The following is a 14535-nucleotide window of genomic DNA, read 5'->3' as shown; positions in this document are numbered from 1 at the left end:
TCAGCCCACCTCCGCGAGGGACGCTCCGGCGATGTACGCGATCCTCGGCCCGGCCAGGCGTACGTAGTCGCGCGTGTCCAGGGCGATCGACACGTCGAGCCGGGCGGCGTTGAAGTAGATCTCCGGCTCGTCGAGCAGCCGAGGGTCCACCACCAGTTCCAGGTCGTCGCGGAAGCTGAACGGGACGATCGTGCCGCTGACGCAGCCGGACAGCTCCTCGGCCGTCTCCCTGGTCGCGAACGACACGTAGGTGCCGTCCCACATCTGCCGCAACGCGTCGAGCGCGACCAGTCGGTCGCCGGGCACGACGGCCAGCACGAAGCGGTTCACCTTCTTGCCGAGCTTGACCCGCGCGACGATGCACTTGGCCGCCTGGGACAGCGGGTGGCCGCGCAACCGGCTGGCCGGGGAGGTGACCCCCTGCGGTTCGTGCGGGATGAGGCGGAATCGCGCGCCCTGCGACTCCAGCAGCCTGGTCAGCCTCTCGTACGTGCTCATCGCCCGTACTCGTAGAAACCCCGGCCGCACTTCTTGCCGAGCATCCCGCCGGCCACCATGCGGGCGAGCAGCGGCGGCGGCGAGTAGTGCGGCTCCCGGAACTCCCGGTACAGCGACTCGCTGATGGCGGCCACGATGTCGAGCCCGATCAGGTCGACGAGGCGCAGCGGACCCATCGGGTGCGCGCAGCCGAGCGTCATCGCCTTGTCGATGTCGGCCACCGACGCCATCCCGGACTCCACCATCCGGACGGCGGAGAGCAGGTACGGGATCAGCAGCGCGTTCACCACGAAGCCCGCGCGGTCCTTGGCGCGGACGACCTGCTTGCCAAGCACCTCCGTGACGAACGCGTCGACGGTCTCGACGGTCCGCACGTCCGTACGCACCGAGCCGACGACCTCCACGAGGGGGAGCACCGGCGCGGGGTTGAAGAAGTGGATGCCCACCACCTGCTCGGGCCTGGCGGTGACGCCGCCGAGCTTCACGATCGGCAGGGAGGACGTGTTCGAGCCGAGGATGGCGTCCTCGTCCTCGACGACCTTGTCGAGGGTGGCGAACACGTCGAGCTTGATCGACTCCTGCTCCGACGCGGCCTCGATGACCAGCTGCCGGTCGGCGAAGTCCGTCAGGTCGGCGGTGAAGGACACCCGGCCCAGCGTCGCGTCCCGGTCCGCCTCGCTCAGCTTGCCCCGGCCCACCGCGCGGTCCAGCGACGCGGTCAGCCGCGCCCGGCCCGGTACGACGGAGGCCGGCCGCGACACCGCGACGAGCACGTCCAACCCGGCCCTCGCGCACGTCTCGGCGATCCCGGCGCCCATGACCCCGCACCCGACGACGCCGACCCGGCGAATCCTGTCCATGTTTCTGCCTCCGCACACGCGTTAACAAATGGGGTTGCCGCGGAATTCGGTGAGTAGGGCGGGATCGCCGCTCCCTGACACGTGTCGTGAAAGGACGATAGGTTGGCCCGAGGTCCCGACGCAATGATCTGCGCCTTTGTCCAGTCGAATTCGTGGCGGGTGCGAGAAAGCGGTTACCCGGCAGTTCCCGATCGACAGTTACCTTTTTCTGCGTTAACTCACCATCGTAGGAGGCGCACTATGGTCGACTTCAGCGCTGCCCCCACCACCCAGATCGACAGTCGCGGCGGCAAGTGCCTGTACGCGCAGATCGACGAGTTGCGCGCGGCCGGCCCCGCGGTGGCCGTCGAGCTGCCGGAAGGCATGTTGGCATGGTCGATCACCCGCGGTGACGTGGTCCGGCGCCTGCTGACCCACCCCGGGGTCTCCCGCAACGTCAAGAAGAACGTGCCCAGCTACACCCCCGGCGAGATCAAGTGGCTGTCGCCGTGGGTGGACGTCGAGTCGATGTCCACGGCGGAGGGCCGCGAGCACCAGCGCCTGCGGCAGCTCGTGGCGCCCGCGCTGACCCCGAAGCGGATCGACGCGATGCGCCCGCACCTGGAACTCATCGCCGGGCGGCTGCTCGACGACCTGGCCACGCGCCCGTCGGACGAGCCGGTCGACCTGCACACCACCTACTCCCAGCAGTTGCCGACCAGGATGATCTGCGACCTCTTCGGGGTGCCGGACGACCTGCGGCCCGAGGTGCTGCGCATCCTGCGGGTGGTGCTGAACACCGACAACGTGCCGGAGGAGGAGTCGGCGGCGGTCTACGTCGACATGAACGTCGCCATGCGTACGCTGATCGACCTCAAGCGCCGCGAGCCCTCCGACGACCTGACGAGCTTCCTGATGGCGGCCCGGGTGGAGGGCGAGGAGCCGCTCAGCGAGCAGGAGCTGGTCGACATGCTGCTGCTGCTCATCGGCGGCGGCAGCCAGACGACCGTGACGCTGATCGACCACACCGTCCGCGAGCTGCTCGCCAACCCGGACCAGCTGGCGACCCTGCTGGCCGACCCGGCCCGCTGGCCGGACGCGATCGAGGAGGCGCTGCGGGCGCACTGCCCGGTGGCAGCGCTGCCGATGCGCTGGGCGAAGGAGGACATCGACCTCGGCGAGGGGGTCGTCATCCGGGCGGGCGACGCCATCCTCATCAGCTACCTGGCGCACGGCCGCGACCCGGCCGTTCACGACAACCCGGGCGTGTTCGACATCGACCGGGAGAACAAGGAGCACCTCGCGTTCGGGGCGGGCCCGCACTTCTGCCCCGGCGCCCGCCTGGCACGACTGGAGGCGGCCGTCGCGGTGCCGGCGCTGTTCGCACGCTTCCCGCGCCTCGCGCTCGCCGTGCCGCCGGACGAGATCCAGCCGTTGCGCTCGTTCATGGCCAACGACGTCGCGTCGCTGCCGGTGCTGCTGAACCACCGGTAGGCGGACACCGCGCCGTCCGGCCGGCTCGGCGATCGGACGGCGGTGCGGACCGCATCAGGCGCAGTGGCTCCCCACGGTCGGCGAGACCGTCGGAAGCCGCTGCGCCTGATCGTGTCCGAGGGCGCCGGGGCGGTGCCGGCAGGCGGCCGTGGCTGGTGTGGGGTGGGTTAGTGGGTCAGTGCGGGGATCTGGATTTTGGCGTCGTGTTCGAGGATGCGTTGTTGGAGTTCTTGGAGGCTGCGGCCGGGTTCGAGGCCGAGGCCGTCGACGAGGGCTTCGCGGGTGCGTCGGTAGACGCGGAGGGCGTCGACTTGGCGGCCGCTGCGGTAGAGGGCGAGCATGAATTGGTGGCAGAGGCGTTCGCGCATGGGTTCGGTGGCGGTGAGGATTTCGAGTTCGGGGGTGATTTCGCGGTGTCGGCCGCAGGCGAGTTCGGCGTCGAGGCGGTCTTCGAGTGCGGAGAGTCGTTCGTCTTCGATGGCGGCGAGTTCTGACCAGCAGGTGCCGGTTTCGACGAGGTCGGCGAGGGCGCGTCCGCGCCAGAGGGTGAGTCCTTCGGTGAGGAGTTGGGCGGCGCGGTGGGGGTTGCCGTTGGTGGTGGCGTTGCGGCCTTCGCGGACGAGTCGGCGGAAGCGGTAGAGGTCGATGGTTTCGGTGTCGATGCGCAGTTGGTAGCCGGGTGGGTGGGTGCGCAGGGTGGGGTTGGTGGTGGGGTCGGTGTTGTGGGTGAGCATGCGGCGGATGCCGGAGACGGCGTTCTGGACCATTTTGCGGGCGGTGGGGGGTGGGTTGCCGTCCCACATGGCGTGCAGGATCTGGCTGGTGGCGACGACTTTGTTGGCGTTGAGGAGGAGGTAGCCGAGGATTGCGCGTTGTCTGATTCCGCCGAGTTCGAGGTGGTGGCCGTTGTTGGTGACTTCGGTGCTGCCGAGTACGGAGAAGCGCATGGGTTTGCTCCGGGGGGTGGGATGTGGCCGGGGTGGTGTGTTTCCGGCGGGGTCCGAGTTTCCCATCGGCGGTCATTGGCGAGGCACCCCTAGGGCACCCCGCAGGAGGTGGGGGTGCATGGCGGGTGTCATTGGGTTGGCAGTGTGGAGTTGCTGGTCAGGCATTGTCGGGTGGTGGTGGGGCATGAGACCGTCACCCGGGCCGGGTGAACGGCGCACGGCCGGACGGGGAACGGTGCCGGTGAGCTGCCGAAGGTTGCTCCCACGGCCGGTGGGGAGCAATTCCCCCGGCCCGCTCCGCCGGCCGCCGCACCGCACCCGACCCCCTGTCGCGCAAGGGTTTCCCTGGTCGCGGATCCGGCCTGGAGGCCGCGCTTCCGGCGCCTGGGCGGCCCGCTAGGGTATTGACAAAAGTCACCGGGCCTGCCGCGCGTGACGGGTATGAGCGATTCACGAATGCGCTGTGATGAACCTTCGCGTAGACGATGAACGCAGACCTTGTTGAAACACGTACCCGTACAGCAGGTTTAGGTGGCGTTCCGCACCACTGGGCCAAGCTGTGCGAGAGGGGACTCCCATGTCTGTCAATGCGACCGAGATTCTCAATGCCTTCTTCTTCGACGGCGCCGACGCTCCGGCGGAGAGCGACGTCCGGATCGACGTCGTGGACAGCTGGACCACCAGTGACTTGGCGGCCGTCCGGCCCACCACCATCAGCTGGAGCGAGGCCCGGGCGGACGCGGGCCGCTGACGGAATCCGGGGGCGACCGCCACCGGCAGCCACCATCCGATTCGCGGGGGACGAGATGACGGACACCGACCTGTGGGTGCGACGGTTCCACCCGGCGGACGACGCGGCGACCAGGCTGCTGTGCCTGCCGCACGCCGGCGGCTCGGCGAGCTACTTCGCCCGGGTGGCCAGGACGCTCGCACCCGAGATCGACGTGCTCGCCGTCCAGTACCCCGGTCGGCAGGACCGGTTGCGGGAGCCCGGCCTCACCTCGGCCCACGAGATCGCGGACCGACTGGTGGCGGCGCTGCTGCCGCTGGTCGACCGGCCGATCACCGTCTTCGGCCACAGCCTCGGCGCGACCATCGGCTTCGAGGTCGCGCTGCGGCTGTGGCGGGCGGGCGTCGGCCCGACCGCGCTGTTCGTCTCCGGCAGGCGGGCGCCGCACCTCCGCAGGGAGGAGCGGACCCACCTGCGGGACGACGCCGGCCTGATCGCCGAGGTACGCGCCCTGGCGGGCACCGACAGCGCGCTGCTGGAGGACGAGGACGTGCTGCAGATGGTCCTGCCGGCCATCCGCTCCGACTACACCGCTGCCGAGACCTACGAGTACCGGCCCGGGCCGCGCCTGGACTGCCCGATCGTCGCGCACATCGGCGACAGCGACCCGCGGGTGACGGTCGACGAGGCGAAGGCGTGGCGGGAACACACCGACGCGGGGTTCGAGTTCGTCGTCCACCCCGGCGGTCACTTCTATCTCAACGACAACATGTCCGCGGTGCTGCGCAGCATCAGGGCGCACACCCGGTCGCTCAGCTCGGCCTCGCGCGGCGCCGCCACGGTCGCCAACGCCGAACCACCGGGGTGAGTCGCCGGTCGACCCGAGCCTCAGGAGTGTCCGGAGGTGACCCACATGGCACTGATCGAGAGAGAACACCTGCTGTCCGACCTCGCCGAGGCGTACGCGACGGCTGCCGCGGGACAGGGCCGGGTCGCGCTGGTCGACGGCGGCGTCGCCAGCGGGAAGACCCGGCTGGTGAACGCCGTGACCGAGGTGGCCGCCGGCGAGGGCGCGCTGGTGCTGACCGCCGCCTGTTCGGTCGCGGAGAGCATGATCCCCCTGGGGGTGGTGGGACAGCTGTTCCACAGCCTCCGGGCCCAGACCACCTCGACGGACCACCTGCCACTGCTGCGGCGCGACACCGGGCCGGCGGGAGACCCGGACGCCCCCACCCTGCGGCACGGTGACGCGCAACTGCTGGAGGACGTCTGCCAGGTCCTCCTCGACGTCGCCGCCGACCGGCCCCTGGTGGTGGTCGTCGACGACGTCCAGTTCGCGGATTCCCTGTCGTTGCAGGCGCTGCTGTACCTGCAACGGCGCATCCGTTTCGCGCGGGTGCTGCTCGTGCTCAGCGGATGCGTGGGCGCGCGGCCCGAGGCGGCGGCGTTCCGTGCGGAACTCACGCGCCAGCCGCACTGCCGTCACCTGCGGCTGCTCCCGCTGTCGCCCGACGGCGTCGGGCGGCTGCTCGCCGAGCGGATCCGGCCGGAGGCCGCCCGGCGGCTCGCCGCGTCCGCGCACGCCGTCAGCGGCGGCAACCCGATGCTCGTGCACGCGCTGCTCGACGACGCCCTCACCGGCGCCGACGGGGAGGTCGCGCCGACGGTGGGTGCGTCGTTCGTCCAGGCCGCGCTCGCCTGCCTGCACCGCAGCGACCCCCGGCTGCTCGACGTCGCCCGCGCGCTCGCGGTCGTCGGCCCGGCCGCGTCCGCCGGGCTCGTCACCGGGCTGGTGGGCCTCTGCGCGGCGACCACCCGGCAGGTGCTCGGCGCGCTCGCCGAGGCGGGCCTCACCGAGGGGCACTCCTACCACCATCCGGCGGTACGTGCGGCGGTGCTCGACGACTGCCCGCCGCAGACGCAGTCGGCACTGCGGTCGCGGGCCGCACGCCTGCTCCACGAGGACGGCGCGTCCGCCGCCGAGGTGGCCGCGCACCTGGTGGGCGTCGGTGAGCCGGCCGGGTCCTGGGCCGCGCCGGTGCTCGTCGCGGCGGCCGGGGAGGCCGTCGCCGGGGGCGCCGCACGGCACGCCGTGGACTGCCTGGAACTGGCGCTGCGATCCACCGAGGACGCCCGCGAGCGGGCCGCCGTGGAGGCGGCCCTCGTCCGGGTGCACTGGCGCAGCGACCCCGAGGCGGTTCCGCGTCACCTGTCGTCGCTGGCGGCGGCGGCGCGCGCCGGCCACCTCGACGAGGCCGACACGCTGCTGCTCGCCCGGTCGCTCGCCTGGCAGGGCAGGCACGACGAGGCGATGGAGGCGCTGGGCGCGGTGGGCGACCTCACCACGCACCCGGATCCGGACCTGGGCGCCGACCACCTCGCCACCCGCGAGTGGCTGCGGCACTGCCGCCCGCACGGCGGCGACGACCCGGGCGACCCCGGGCCGGGCGCGGCGGTCGACCGCGCCGAGGAGGTGCTGCAACGCGCCCGCCCCGGTGACTCCCTCCTGGTGTCGGTGTGGCACGCGCTGCGGGTGCTGATCGGCGCCGACCAGCTCGACCGCGCCGCCGACTGGTGCGAGAAGCTGGCCGAGGAGGCCGAGTCGCACGGGATCACGAGCTGGCGGGCCGTCCTGACCGACGTACGGGCCGCCGTCGCCCTGTGCCGCGGCGACCTCGCCGCCGCCGAGCGGCACGCGCGCGACGCGCTGGCCACGATGCCGCTCGCCGCCTGGGGCGTCGCCGTCGGCTCGCCGCTCGCGCACCTGGTGCTGGCCTGCACGATGACCGGGCAGCTCGACCGGGCCGAGGCCGCCCTACGGGAGCCGACGCCGGCCGCCATGCGTCAGAGCCTGTTCTGGCCGCAGTACCTGCGGGCCCGGGGCGTCTACTACGACGCCGTGGACCGGCGGCACGCCGCGCTCGCCGACTTCCAGACCACCGGCCAGCTCGCCGTGACCTGGGGCGCCGACGATCCGTCCGCGCTGCCGTGGCGGGTCGACCTCGCCCGGCTGTACGTGCGGATGGGCCGGCCCGACCAGGCCCGGAAGCTGGTCACCGAACACCTGGCGCTGCCGGGTGGCGACGCCCCGCGCGCCAAGGGCATGGGGCTGCGGGCGCTGGCGGCGGCGTACGCGCCGAAGCAACGTCAGGTGATGCTGCGCGAGGCGATGGACCTGCTGCACGCCAGCGGGGACCGGCACGAGCTGGCGCACGTCTTCGCGGACCTGAGCCAGACCGGGCACGCGCTCGGCGAGTTCGGGCGCGCCAAGATGATGGGCGCGCACGCCCTCCAGCTCGCCGAGGGCTGCCACGCCGAGCTGCTGCGGCGCAAGCTCAAGCCGTCCGACGACACCCTCGACCCCGCCGTGGCCGGCGCGAAGGACGGGCTCGCCACGCTGACCGACGCCGAGCGTCGCGTCGTGAACCTGGCCGCCCGCGGACACACCAACCGGGAGATCGGCGACAGGCTGTTCATCACCGTCAGCACCGTCGAGCAGCACCTGACGCGGGCCTACCGGAAATTGAAGATCAGCACCCGTACGGAGCTGGTGCACATCGACCCGCCGAAGGGCGCGCGCGGCGCGCGGCGCCGGCGCGTCGCCCCGGTCGGTTCGCCCTCCGGCGACAAGGAAACCACGATGCGATCGGACACGACATGACCGTTGCCGAGGACGAACAGGTCGGCAGCCGCGAGCGTACGCTCGCCCGGCAGATACTCGAACTGGTCTTCCGCTTCCGCCGTCTCGAACACGCCGACGACCCGTGCGCAGCGCAGCCGTGCGACGACTGTTTCGCGACCCACGAGGAACGGGTGGGCCGGTACGTGCGCAGCGGCGAACCGCTGCACTTCGTGCTGCCGGCGTTCCCCGCGAAGTCCCGCAACCCGGAGAAGGTGGTCGGCTCGCTGCCCGACCTCGGTGAGCGGATCTCCGTGGAGTTCCTCCAGTCCTTCTGCGAGCAGGTCAGCCACTACCACCCGACGGGCGCGCGGATCCTCATCTGCTCCGACGGCCACGTCTTCTCCGACCTGCTCGGCATCCCCGACGAGGACGTGACCGCGTACCGCACGGAGCTGCAACGCATCATCGACCAGACCGGCGCGTCGTCGGTCTCGATGTACTCGCTCGACGACGCGTTCGGGGCGATGTCCTACGACGAGATGCGCGGGCGGCTCCTCGCCGAGTACGCCACGCCGCTGGAGGACATCCGGGCCGAGGTGCTGACCGACCTGGGCGCCCGGTCGCTGTTCAACGGCATGCACCGGTTCATGCTCGAGGACCAGGGTCCGCTGCACCCCGACCTGAGCCGGTCCAAGCTGCGCGAGCACTGCAAGGAGTTCGCGTACCAGATGATCCGGCGCAGCCGCGCCTGGGGAGACCTGGTCGGCACGAAGTTCCCCCACTCGCTGCGGCTGTCGATCCACCCGCAGCCCCGGCACGCCGAGAAGATCGGGCTGCACCTCATCCGCACCAGGGACAGCTGGCTGACGCCGTGGCACGGCGTCGTCCTCGACGACGGCGTGAACCTGACGCTGGTCAAGCGCAGCCAGGCCGAGCGGGACCGGGCCTCGCTCGTCTGGCGCAACGGCCGGCCGAGCCACTACGTCAACCCCCACTTCCGGCAGGAGGAGATCGCCTCATGACCACGGCAGACGAGCTGCGGGTGGCGCGGACGGCGCTGGCGCCGTTCGGCACGCTGGTGACGGCGGAGCACGACGGCGCCGACCTGCGGGACATCGCGCCCGCGACGCTGGAGCGCTGGACGATCGAGTCCAAGGTGGTCGTGCTGCGCGGCTTCCCCCTGCTGAGCAGGGAGGACCTGATCGCCTACTGCGAGACCTGGGGCGAGGTGCTGACCTGGGACTTCGGCGCCGTCCTGGACCTGGTGGTCCAGGAGGACCCGAAGAACTACCTGTTCAGCCGTACGGACGTGCCCTTCCACTGGGACGGCGCGTTCGCGCGGGCCGCGCCGCGGTACTTCCTCTTTCAGTGCCTCGAGGCGCCGGTGCCCGGCGGCGGTGGCGAGACGGTGTTCTCCGACAGCACCGACGTGATCCGGCGCGCCTCGCCGGAGCTGGTGCGCGAGTGGGCGGCGACGGAGGTCAGCTACCGCACGGAGAAGCTCGGCTACTACGGCGGCGAGACCGTGTCGCCCCTGCTCACCACGCACTCGGAGACCGGCGAGACGATCATGCGGTACGGCGAGCCGCTCGACCCGGAGCGCTACCGGAACCCGGTGTGGGTGTCCATCGGCGGCAGGTCGGCGGAGGAGGCCGAGCCGTTCATGGCCGACCTGCGCGACCGGCTGCACCACCCGGACGTCTGCTATCACCACGAGTGGGTCGACGGCGACATCGTCGTCGTCGACAACCAGGCGCTGCTGCACGGCCGCAACGCCTTCCGCGGCAACTCCTCCCGGCACCTCCAGCGGATCCAGATCCTCTGACCGCGGTCAGGGCCGCTCGCGGGCGCCATCGAAGGTCCTCAACCCCGAAGGAAGACACCATGACCGTCGAAGAGGCGCGCGCGGGCGCGCCCACACCGGGGCCGACATCCGCGCGGCGCCCGATCTACCACTCCATCCGCATCCGCCGGGTCGAGTTCCTGCCCGTGATGCTGGCCATCTACGCGATCCCGTCGCTGCTGTCGGTCGACGACCTGAGCACCCTGGCCTCGGTCCACTTCGCACTGGTGATCGTGATGGCGCTGTCCATCATGCACTTCATCGACATGACCAACGCGTACGCCGACCGCGACGTCGACGCCGTGTACAAGACGTGGCTGTCCCAGGCGGTGTACGGGCTGGGGCTGCGCAACGTGCGGTGGCAGATCGCGGCCACGGGCGCGGGTGTGCTGGCCCTCGCGACCTACTTCACCTTCCGCACCGGGCACTGGGACATCCTGCCCCTGGTCGCGTTCACCCTCTGGATCGGCGCCCAGTACTCCATCCCGCCGGTCCACCTGAAGAGCTCCGGCGTGGGGCAGATCCCCGGCCTCGCCGCCGTGCTGATCTGGCTGCCGATGCTCGTCGTCGTCCGGTCCGTGCCCGGTGAGCTGTCGTGGCCGCTGCTGGCCGTGATCATCGGGTTCGGCGCGAACCAGGTCGGCATCGTCATGGTCAACACCGCCGAGGACTGGCCGGAGGACGCCGCGTTCAACATCCGTACCTGCGTCCGCGCGCTGGGCCTGTCCCGCGCGATGGCGGTCGCGAGCGGGCTGATCGCGGTCGGCGGCTCCACGGTGTGCGTGTCGGTGCTCGCCATCGGCGGCTTCACGTGGGGCGCCGTCCCGATGATCGCGGCCATCGCGTTCGCGCTGGTGCACGTGTCGGGAACCTGGCGCGGCGTGCGCGGCAAGCCCCTCGCGGACGCGCTGGCGTTCCTGCGGCCCCGGGCGAAGCTGGTGCCGTTGCAGGTGGCGAGCACCGGGTGGGGAACCGTGATCGCCGCCGCCTTCGCACAGGCGAGCTGAATCCCGGTGGGGAGGGACACCATGGCGCAGGTCGTGCTGCTCGACGAAGAGGGACGGCCGGTGGGTGCCACCGAGGGCGCGACGGTGCACCACCTGCGTACGCCGTTGCACCTGGCGTTCTCCTGTTACGTCTTCAACAGCGACGCGAAGCTGCTGCTCACCATGCGCAGCGACCGGACGCGCACCTGGCCGGGGATCTGGACGAACTCGTGCTACGGGCACCCCGCGCCGGGGGAACCGGTCCCCGCGGCGGTGACCCGCACGGTACGCGCCGAGCTCGGCCTGGCCGCGCCCGCGCCGGAGCTGGTCCTGCCCTCCTTCCGCTACCGCGCCACGATGGACAACGGCGTGGCGGAGAACGCCGTGTCCCCGGTGTTCCGGGTGGTGACCGACGAGCGTCCGACCCCCGACCCGGCCGCCATCGGCGACTTCGAGTGGGTCGCCTGGGCGGACTTCGTGTACGCGGTGGGCACCGGCGACATCTCCGTGTCGCCGTGGTGCCGCCTCCAGGTCGCCGAACTCATCGCCCTGGGCGACGATCCAACGCGGTGGCCCACGGCCGACGAGTGCCTCCTGCCCGGCGGAGCGCTGACGGCCACCGGCTGAGCGGCGTGCGGCGGACCGTGCCCACCGGCGGGTGGGCACGGTCCGCCGTCATGCCGCGGTGGTGCTGTCGCGCCCGCCGGCCCGGACGCTGGCCTCCACGGTGAACGTGCCGTCCTCCCGCCAGGTGCGCAGGGTGCCGCCCGCGTCCCGCAGCCGGTCGGCCAGCCCCGGCAGCCCGCTGCCGCCGAGCTCCGGAGCACCGTCGCCGGCCCCGTCGTTGACCACCGTCAGCCGCGCCCCGGACCCCTCGCGGACGATCTCGATCGTGCACCACCGCGCCTCGTCGTGCCGCAGCACGTGGGCGCCCGCCTCCCGCAGCACGGACACCAGCGGCCCGGTGAGCGCGGGCGGCAGGTCGCGCTCCGGCTGCGTCACGGAGCACCGCACGCCGGCGTTGCGCAGCACCCGGGCCACCGTCTGCGCCTGCTCGCGCAGGCCGACGCTGCGGTAGCCGTGCACGGCCTCGCGCATCCGGGCCGACGCGGCCGCCGCGAGCGCCCGCATCTCGGCGGTCTCCTTCCTGGTCCGCTCCCCGTCGACCAAAGCCAGCCGCGACGCCAGCTCCGCCTTGAGGACGAGTGCCGACAGCTCGTTCGCGAGCAGGGCGTACACGTCCCGGGCGCACCGCAGTCGCTCCTCGGCCGCCGCCAGGCGGGCCAGGGCGTCGCGCCCCTCCCGGGCCTGCGCCCGGAACGTCCAGAACCACAGGTGCAGCACGTTCCACGTCGCCACCGTCAGCCCGAGCACCACCGTGACGGTCACCGCGTCCCGCACGGGACCGCCGAGCCACCAGGCCGTCGCCGCGGCCACCAGCACCGTCCCGGCCATCAGGGTCACCGCGTACCGGACCGGCAGCAGCAGTGGCGCGGCACCCACGAGCGCGGCCCCCACGAACGCCCAGGCCCGGCCCGGGGTGCCGCCGACCGGCCCGACGAGCGGGACGGACAGCACGGCGGCAGTGGCGCAGCCGGCGATCAGCCACCGGCCGGTCGTCGCCGGCCACGGCATGACCGACCGGTACAGCGCCCCGGCCAGCGCCACGACCAGGAACAGCGAACCCGCCGCGCCGAGCACGATCCCGCGCGGGTCGGGCTCGCGACGCAGCTCCAGGGCGGCGAGCAGCACGCACGCCGCCACCCCGCTCGCGGCGCCCGCCAGGATGCACAGACTCGCCCGCCGCATGCCCGGGGTCGACAGGGCTTCAGCCGGCCCGGCGGGCCGGATCCCGGTGACCATCAACGCCACGGCTCCCGGCGGACGTGGCGCGTGCCGGGCGGCGCCGGCACGCCCGGACGCGCCGCCTCGGGCGGCGACGCGCCCGGTATCGTCGCCTGCCGGATCCCGATCGCCACGGAGTGCATTGTATCGGTCACGATCGGTTCGTGTCGACGTGGACCCGTCCTCGCCGTCGCGTCCCGGGGCCGCCACCCGTCGGGCTCGCCCGTGGGGTGGGTGGTGGTCTCGAGGAGCTGCGCTGTCATCGGAGGGCCTCCGTCCGGTCCTGGTCGCGTGGGCGCCGGCGGGCGCCGGTCCGCCCCGCGGGTCGCCGGCCGTGCCGCGGGCCGTCGCCACGCGGTCGGTCGTGCCGTCAGCATGGCGGCGACGACGCGTCGGATCCCATCCCCGGGTGTCACGTCCGTTCCGGGAGAACTGCACGGGTGAACCGTGCGTCGATGGGTCGACGGCGGGTTCCCGGGCGGCCCGGAAATTGCGCGTTCCATCGCCTCGAAATTGTTTCCGCCATCGTCCGGTAATTTGCACCGCGGGCTGTGTCGACAGCTGGCGCACGTGATTGCGGTCGATGGTTCCACTCGGCTAATTTGCAGACACGAAATGCCTCTCCTCTCTGGAGGCTGCTGTGTCCTCATCCGTCGGAATTCTGGGCACCGGATCCTGGGTGCCCGCGCGAGCATTGTCGAACGAGGAAATCGCGCGTCGCGTACCGGGAGCCAGCCCGGAATGGATCGTACGCAAGACCGCCATTCGTTCGCGCCGTTTCGCGGCGGCGGAGGAGGCCACGTCGGACCTCGCCGTGCGGGCCGCGGCCCGCGCGCTGCGGGACGCGGGCCTCGGCGTGGACCGCGTCGACTACCTCATCGTGTCGACGTCGACCCCGGACCACCCGCAGCCGCCGACGGCCTGCCTGGTGCAGGACCGTCTCGGCGCGTACGGGGCGGCGTGCTTCGACGTCAACGCGGTGTGCGCGGGATTCGTGCACGCCCTGGTGCTGGCGCAGTCGCTGGTGGCGGACCGGCCGGGCACCCACGCGCTCGTGGTCGGCGCCGACGTGTACTCGCGCATCCTGGACTTCGACGACCGGCGCACCGCCGTGCTGTTCGGCGACGGCGCCGGCGCGGCCGTCGTGGGGACGACGTCACCGGGGCGTGGTGTCGTCGAGTACGAGCTGGCCAGCCGGGGCGACGCCAGCGACCTGATCGGGGTGGCGGCGGGCGGCAGCAGGCTGCCGGCGTCCGCGACGACCGTGGCGGACGGCGGCCACTTCTTCCGCATGCACGGCCGCGACGTCACCGAGCTCGTCCTCCAGGAGGTCCCGCCGTTCGTGGACAAGCTGCTGGCCAGGGCGGGTGTCGGCGCGGCGGACGTCGCGCACGTGGTGCCGCACCAGCCCAACGGCCTGCTCCTCGACGAGCTGGTACGCGCGTGCGGGCTGACCGCCGCGCACACGCACCGCACGGTGGAGGAGTACGCGAACGTCGGCAGCGCCTCGGTGCCGCTCACCCTCGACCACGCCAACCGGGCCGGGCTGCTCCACGACGGCGACCTCGTCCTCCTGCTGGGGTTCGGCGGGGGGATGTCGTTCGGGGCGTGCCTGCTGCGGTGGGGCCGGGCGCCCGGCCCGGACCCCGGTGGTGACCGGTGAGCCCGCCGGCCGGCCACCGAACCCCGCACACCCTGCCCGCTTCCACGCCAACCCTGTCGAAACAGGAC

General features: G+C 72.3%; 13 protein-coding genes. 9 read left to right on the top strand and 4 right to left on the bottom strand.

Annotation, left to right across the window (positions count from 1 at the left end; all coding sequences use genetic code 11):
• A complete protein-coding gene (locus DER29_RS05125) occupies window positions 1-498 on the bottom strand; it encodes a YbaK/EbsC family protein (protein ID WP_121396275.1) in 498 nt (165 codons plus the stop codon).
• Complete coding sequence (locus DER29_RS05120; RefSeq protein WP_121396274.1) at window positions 495-1358, bottom strand: 3-hydroxybutyryl-CoA dehydrogenase; 864 nt, start codon at window positions 1356-1358, stop codon at window positions 495-497. Before DER29_RS05120 ends, DER29_RS05125 begins: the two co-directional genes overlap by 4 nt.
• Before the next feature lie 240 nt (window positions 1359-1598).
• Here DER29_RS05120 and DER29_RS05115 point away from each other — a divergent pair, with 240 nt between their 5' ends.
• Window positions 1599-2831, top strand: a complete 1233-nt coding sequence (locus DER29_RS05115) for a cytochrome P450 (RefSeq protein ID WP_121396273.1) — start codon at window positions 1599-1601, stop codon at window positions 2829-2831.
• Window positions 2832-2998: 167 nt separating this feature from the next.
• Here the strand turns inward: DER29_RS05115 and DER29_RS05110 are convergent, their stop codons facing one another.
• Entirely contained in the window at window positions 2999-3778 is a 780-nt protein-coding gene (locus DER29_RS05110; RefSeq protein ID WP_158618965.1) for an AfsR/SARP family transcriptional regulator, read from the bottom strand.
• 577 nt (window positions 3779-4355) lie between these two features.
• Between DER29_RS05110 and DER29_RS34070 the strand changes: the two genes are divergently transcribed.
• From DER29_RS34070 to idi, 7 genes are read left to right on the top strand one after another with little or no spacing between them, the layout of a single operon-like run.
• Window positions 4356-4529, top strand: a complete 174-nt coding sequence (locus DER29_RS34070) for a hypothetical protein (RefSeq protein ID WP_158618968.1) — start codon at window positions 4356-4358, stop codon at window positions 4527-4529.
• Window positions 4530-4584: 55 nt separating this feature from the next.
• Window positions 4585-5376, top strand: a complete 792-nt coding sequence (locus tag DER29_RS05105; protein ID WP_121396271.1) for a thioesterase II family protein — start codon at window positions 4585-4587, stop codon at window positions 5374-5376.
• A gap of 45 nt (window positions 5377-5421) precedes the next feature.
• The gene (locus tag DER29_RS05100) at window positions 5422-8169 is read left to right on the top strand and encodes an AAA family ATPase (RefSeq protein ID WP_148709975.1); all 2748 of its coding nucleotides are present in this window, start codon (window positions 5422-5424) and stop codon (window positions 8167-8169) included.
• Window positions 8166-9152 (top strand): L-tyrosine/L-tryptophan isonitrile synthase family protein, encoded by a 987-nt coding sequence (locus DER29_RS05095; RefSeq protein ID WP_121396269.1) that lies wholly within the window; start codon window positions 8166-8168, stop codon window positions 9150-9152. Before DER29_RS05100 ends, DER29_RS05095 begins: the two co-directional genes overlap by 4 nt.
• The gene (locus DER29_RS05090) at window positions 9149-9955 is read left to right on the top strand and encodes a TauD/TfdA family dioxygenase (RefSeq protein WP_121396268.1); all 807 of its coding nucleotides are present in this window, start codon (window positions 9149-9151) and stop codon (window positions 9953-9955) included. The genes DER29_RS05095 and DER29_RS05090 overlap by 4 nt, the downstream gene beginning before the upstream one ends.
• Window positions 9956-10014: 59 nt before the next feature.
• The gene (locus DER29_RS05085) at window positions 10015-10980 is read left to right on the top strand and encodes a UbiA family prenyltransferase (RefSeq protein WP_121396267.1); all 966 of its coding nucleotides are present in this window, start codon (window positions 10015-10017) and stop codon (window positions 10978-10980) included.
• 21 nt (window positions 10981-11001) lie between these two features.
• The gene (gene idi, locus DER29_RS05080; RefSeq protein WP_121396266.1) at window positions 11002-11586 is read left to right on the top strand and encodes an isopentenyl-diphosphate Delta-isomerase; all 585 of its coding nucleotides are present in this window, start codon (window positions 11002-11004) and stop codon (window positions 11584-11586) included.
• Between the two features lie 48 nt (window positions 11587-11634).
• On the opposite strand, the gene DER29_RS05075 is transcribed toward idi, so the two are convergent.
• Complete coding sequence (locus tag DER29_RS05075) at window positions 11635-12822, bottom strand: sensor histidine kinase (protein ID WP_121396265.1); 1188 nt, start codon at window positions 12820-12822, stop codon at window positions 11635-11637.
• Between the two features lie 622 nt (window positions 12823-13444).
• On the opposite strand from DER29_RS05075, the gene DER29_RS05065 reads away from it, so the two are divergent.
• Window positions 13445-14467, top strand: a complete 1023-nt coding sequence (locus tag DER29_RS05065; RefSeq protein ID WP_121396263.1) for a 3-oxoacyl-ACP synthase III family protein — start codon at window positions 13445-13447, stop codon at window positions 14465-14467.
• Window positions 14468-14535 lie beyond the last annotated feature (68 nt).

This window comes from Micromonospora sp. M71_S20 (genome assembly GCF_003664255.1).
GTDB lineage: Bacteria > Actinomycetota > Actinomycetes > Mycobacteriales > Micromonosporaceae > Micromonospora.
The sequence above is the reverse complement of the archived record's forward strand: the minus strand, read 5'-3'. Positions and strand labels throughout refer to the sequence as shown.

Bases quoted from the DNA above. Each gene is read 5' to 3' on its own strand.
- idi (WP_121396266.1), top strand. From the start codon at position 11,002: ATGGCGCAGGTCGTGCTGCTCGACGAAGAGGGACGGCCGGTGGGTGCC.
- DER29_RS05105 (WP_121396271.1), top strand. From the start codon at position 4,585: ATGACGGACACCGACCTGTGGGTGCGACGGTTCCACCCGGCGGACGAC.
- DER29_RS34070 (WP_158618968.1), top strand. From the start codon at position 4,356: ATGTCTGTCAATGCGACCGAGATTCTCAATGCCTTCTTCTTCGACGGC.
- DER29_RS05095 (WP_121396269.1), top strand. From the start codon at position 8,166: ATGACCGTTGCCGAGGACGAACAGGTCGGCAGCCGCGAGCGTACGCTC.
- DER29_RS05115 (WP_121396273.1), top strand. From the start codon at position 1,599: ATGGTCGACTTCAGCGCTGCCCCCACCACCCAGATCGACAGTCGCGGC.
- DER29_RS05100 (WP_148709975.1), top strand. From the start codon at position 5,422: ATGGCACTGATCGAGAGAGAACACCTGCTGTCCGACCTCGCCGAGGCG.
- DER29_RS05075 (WP_121396265.1), bottom strand. From the start codon at position 12,822: ATGGTCACCGGGATCCGGCCCGCCGGGCCGGCTGAAGCCCTGTCGACC.
- DER29_RS05125 (WP_121396275.1), bottom strand. From the start codon at position 498: ATGAGCACGTACGAGAGGCTGACCAGGCTGCTGGAGTCGCAGGGCGCG.
- DER29_RS05110 (WP_158618965.1), bottom strand. From the start codon at position 3,778: ATGCGCTTCTCCGTACTCGGCAGCACCGAAGTCACCAACAACGGCCAC.
- DER29_RS05085 (WP_121396267.1), top strand. From the start codon at position 10,015: ATGACCGTCGAAGAGGCGCGCGCGGGCGCGCCCACACCGGGGCCGACA.
- DER29_RS05120 (WP_121396274.1), bottom strand. From the start codon at position 1,358: ATGGACAGGATTCGCCGGGTCGGCGTCGTCGGGTGCGGGGTCATGGGC.
- DER29_RS05090 (WP_121396268.1), top strand. From the start codon at position 9,149: ATGACCACGGCAGACGAGCTGCGGGTGGCGCGGACGGCGCTGGCGCCG.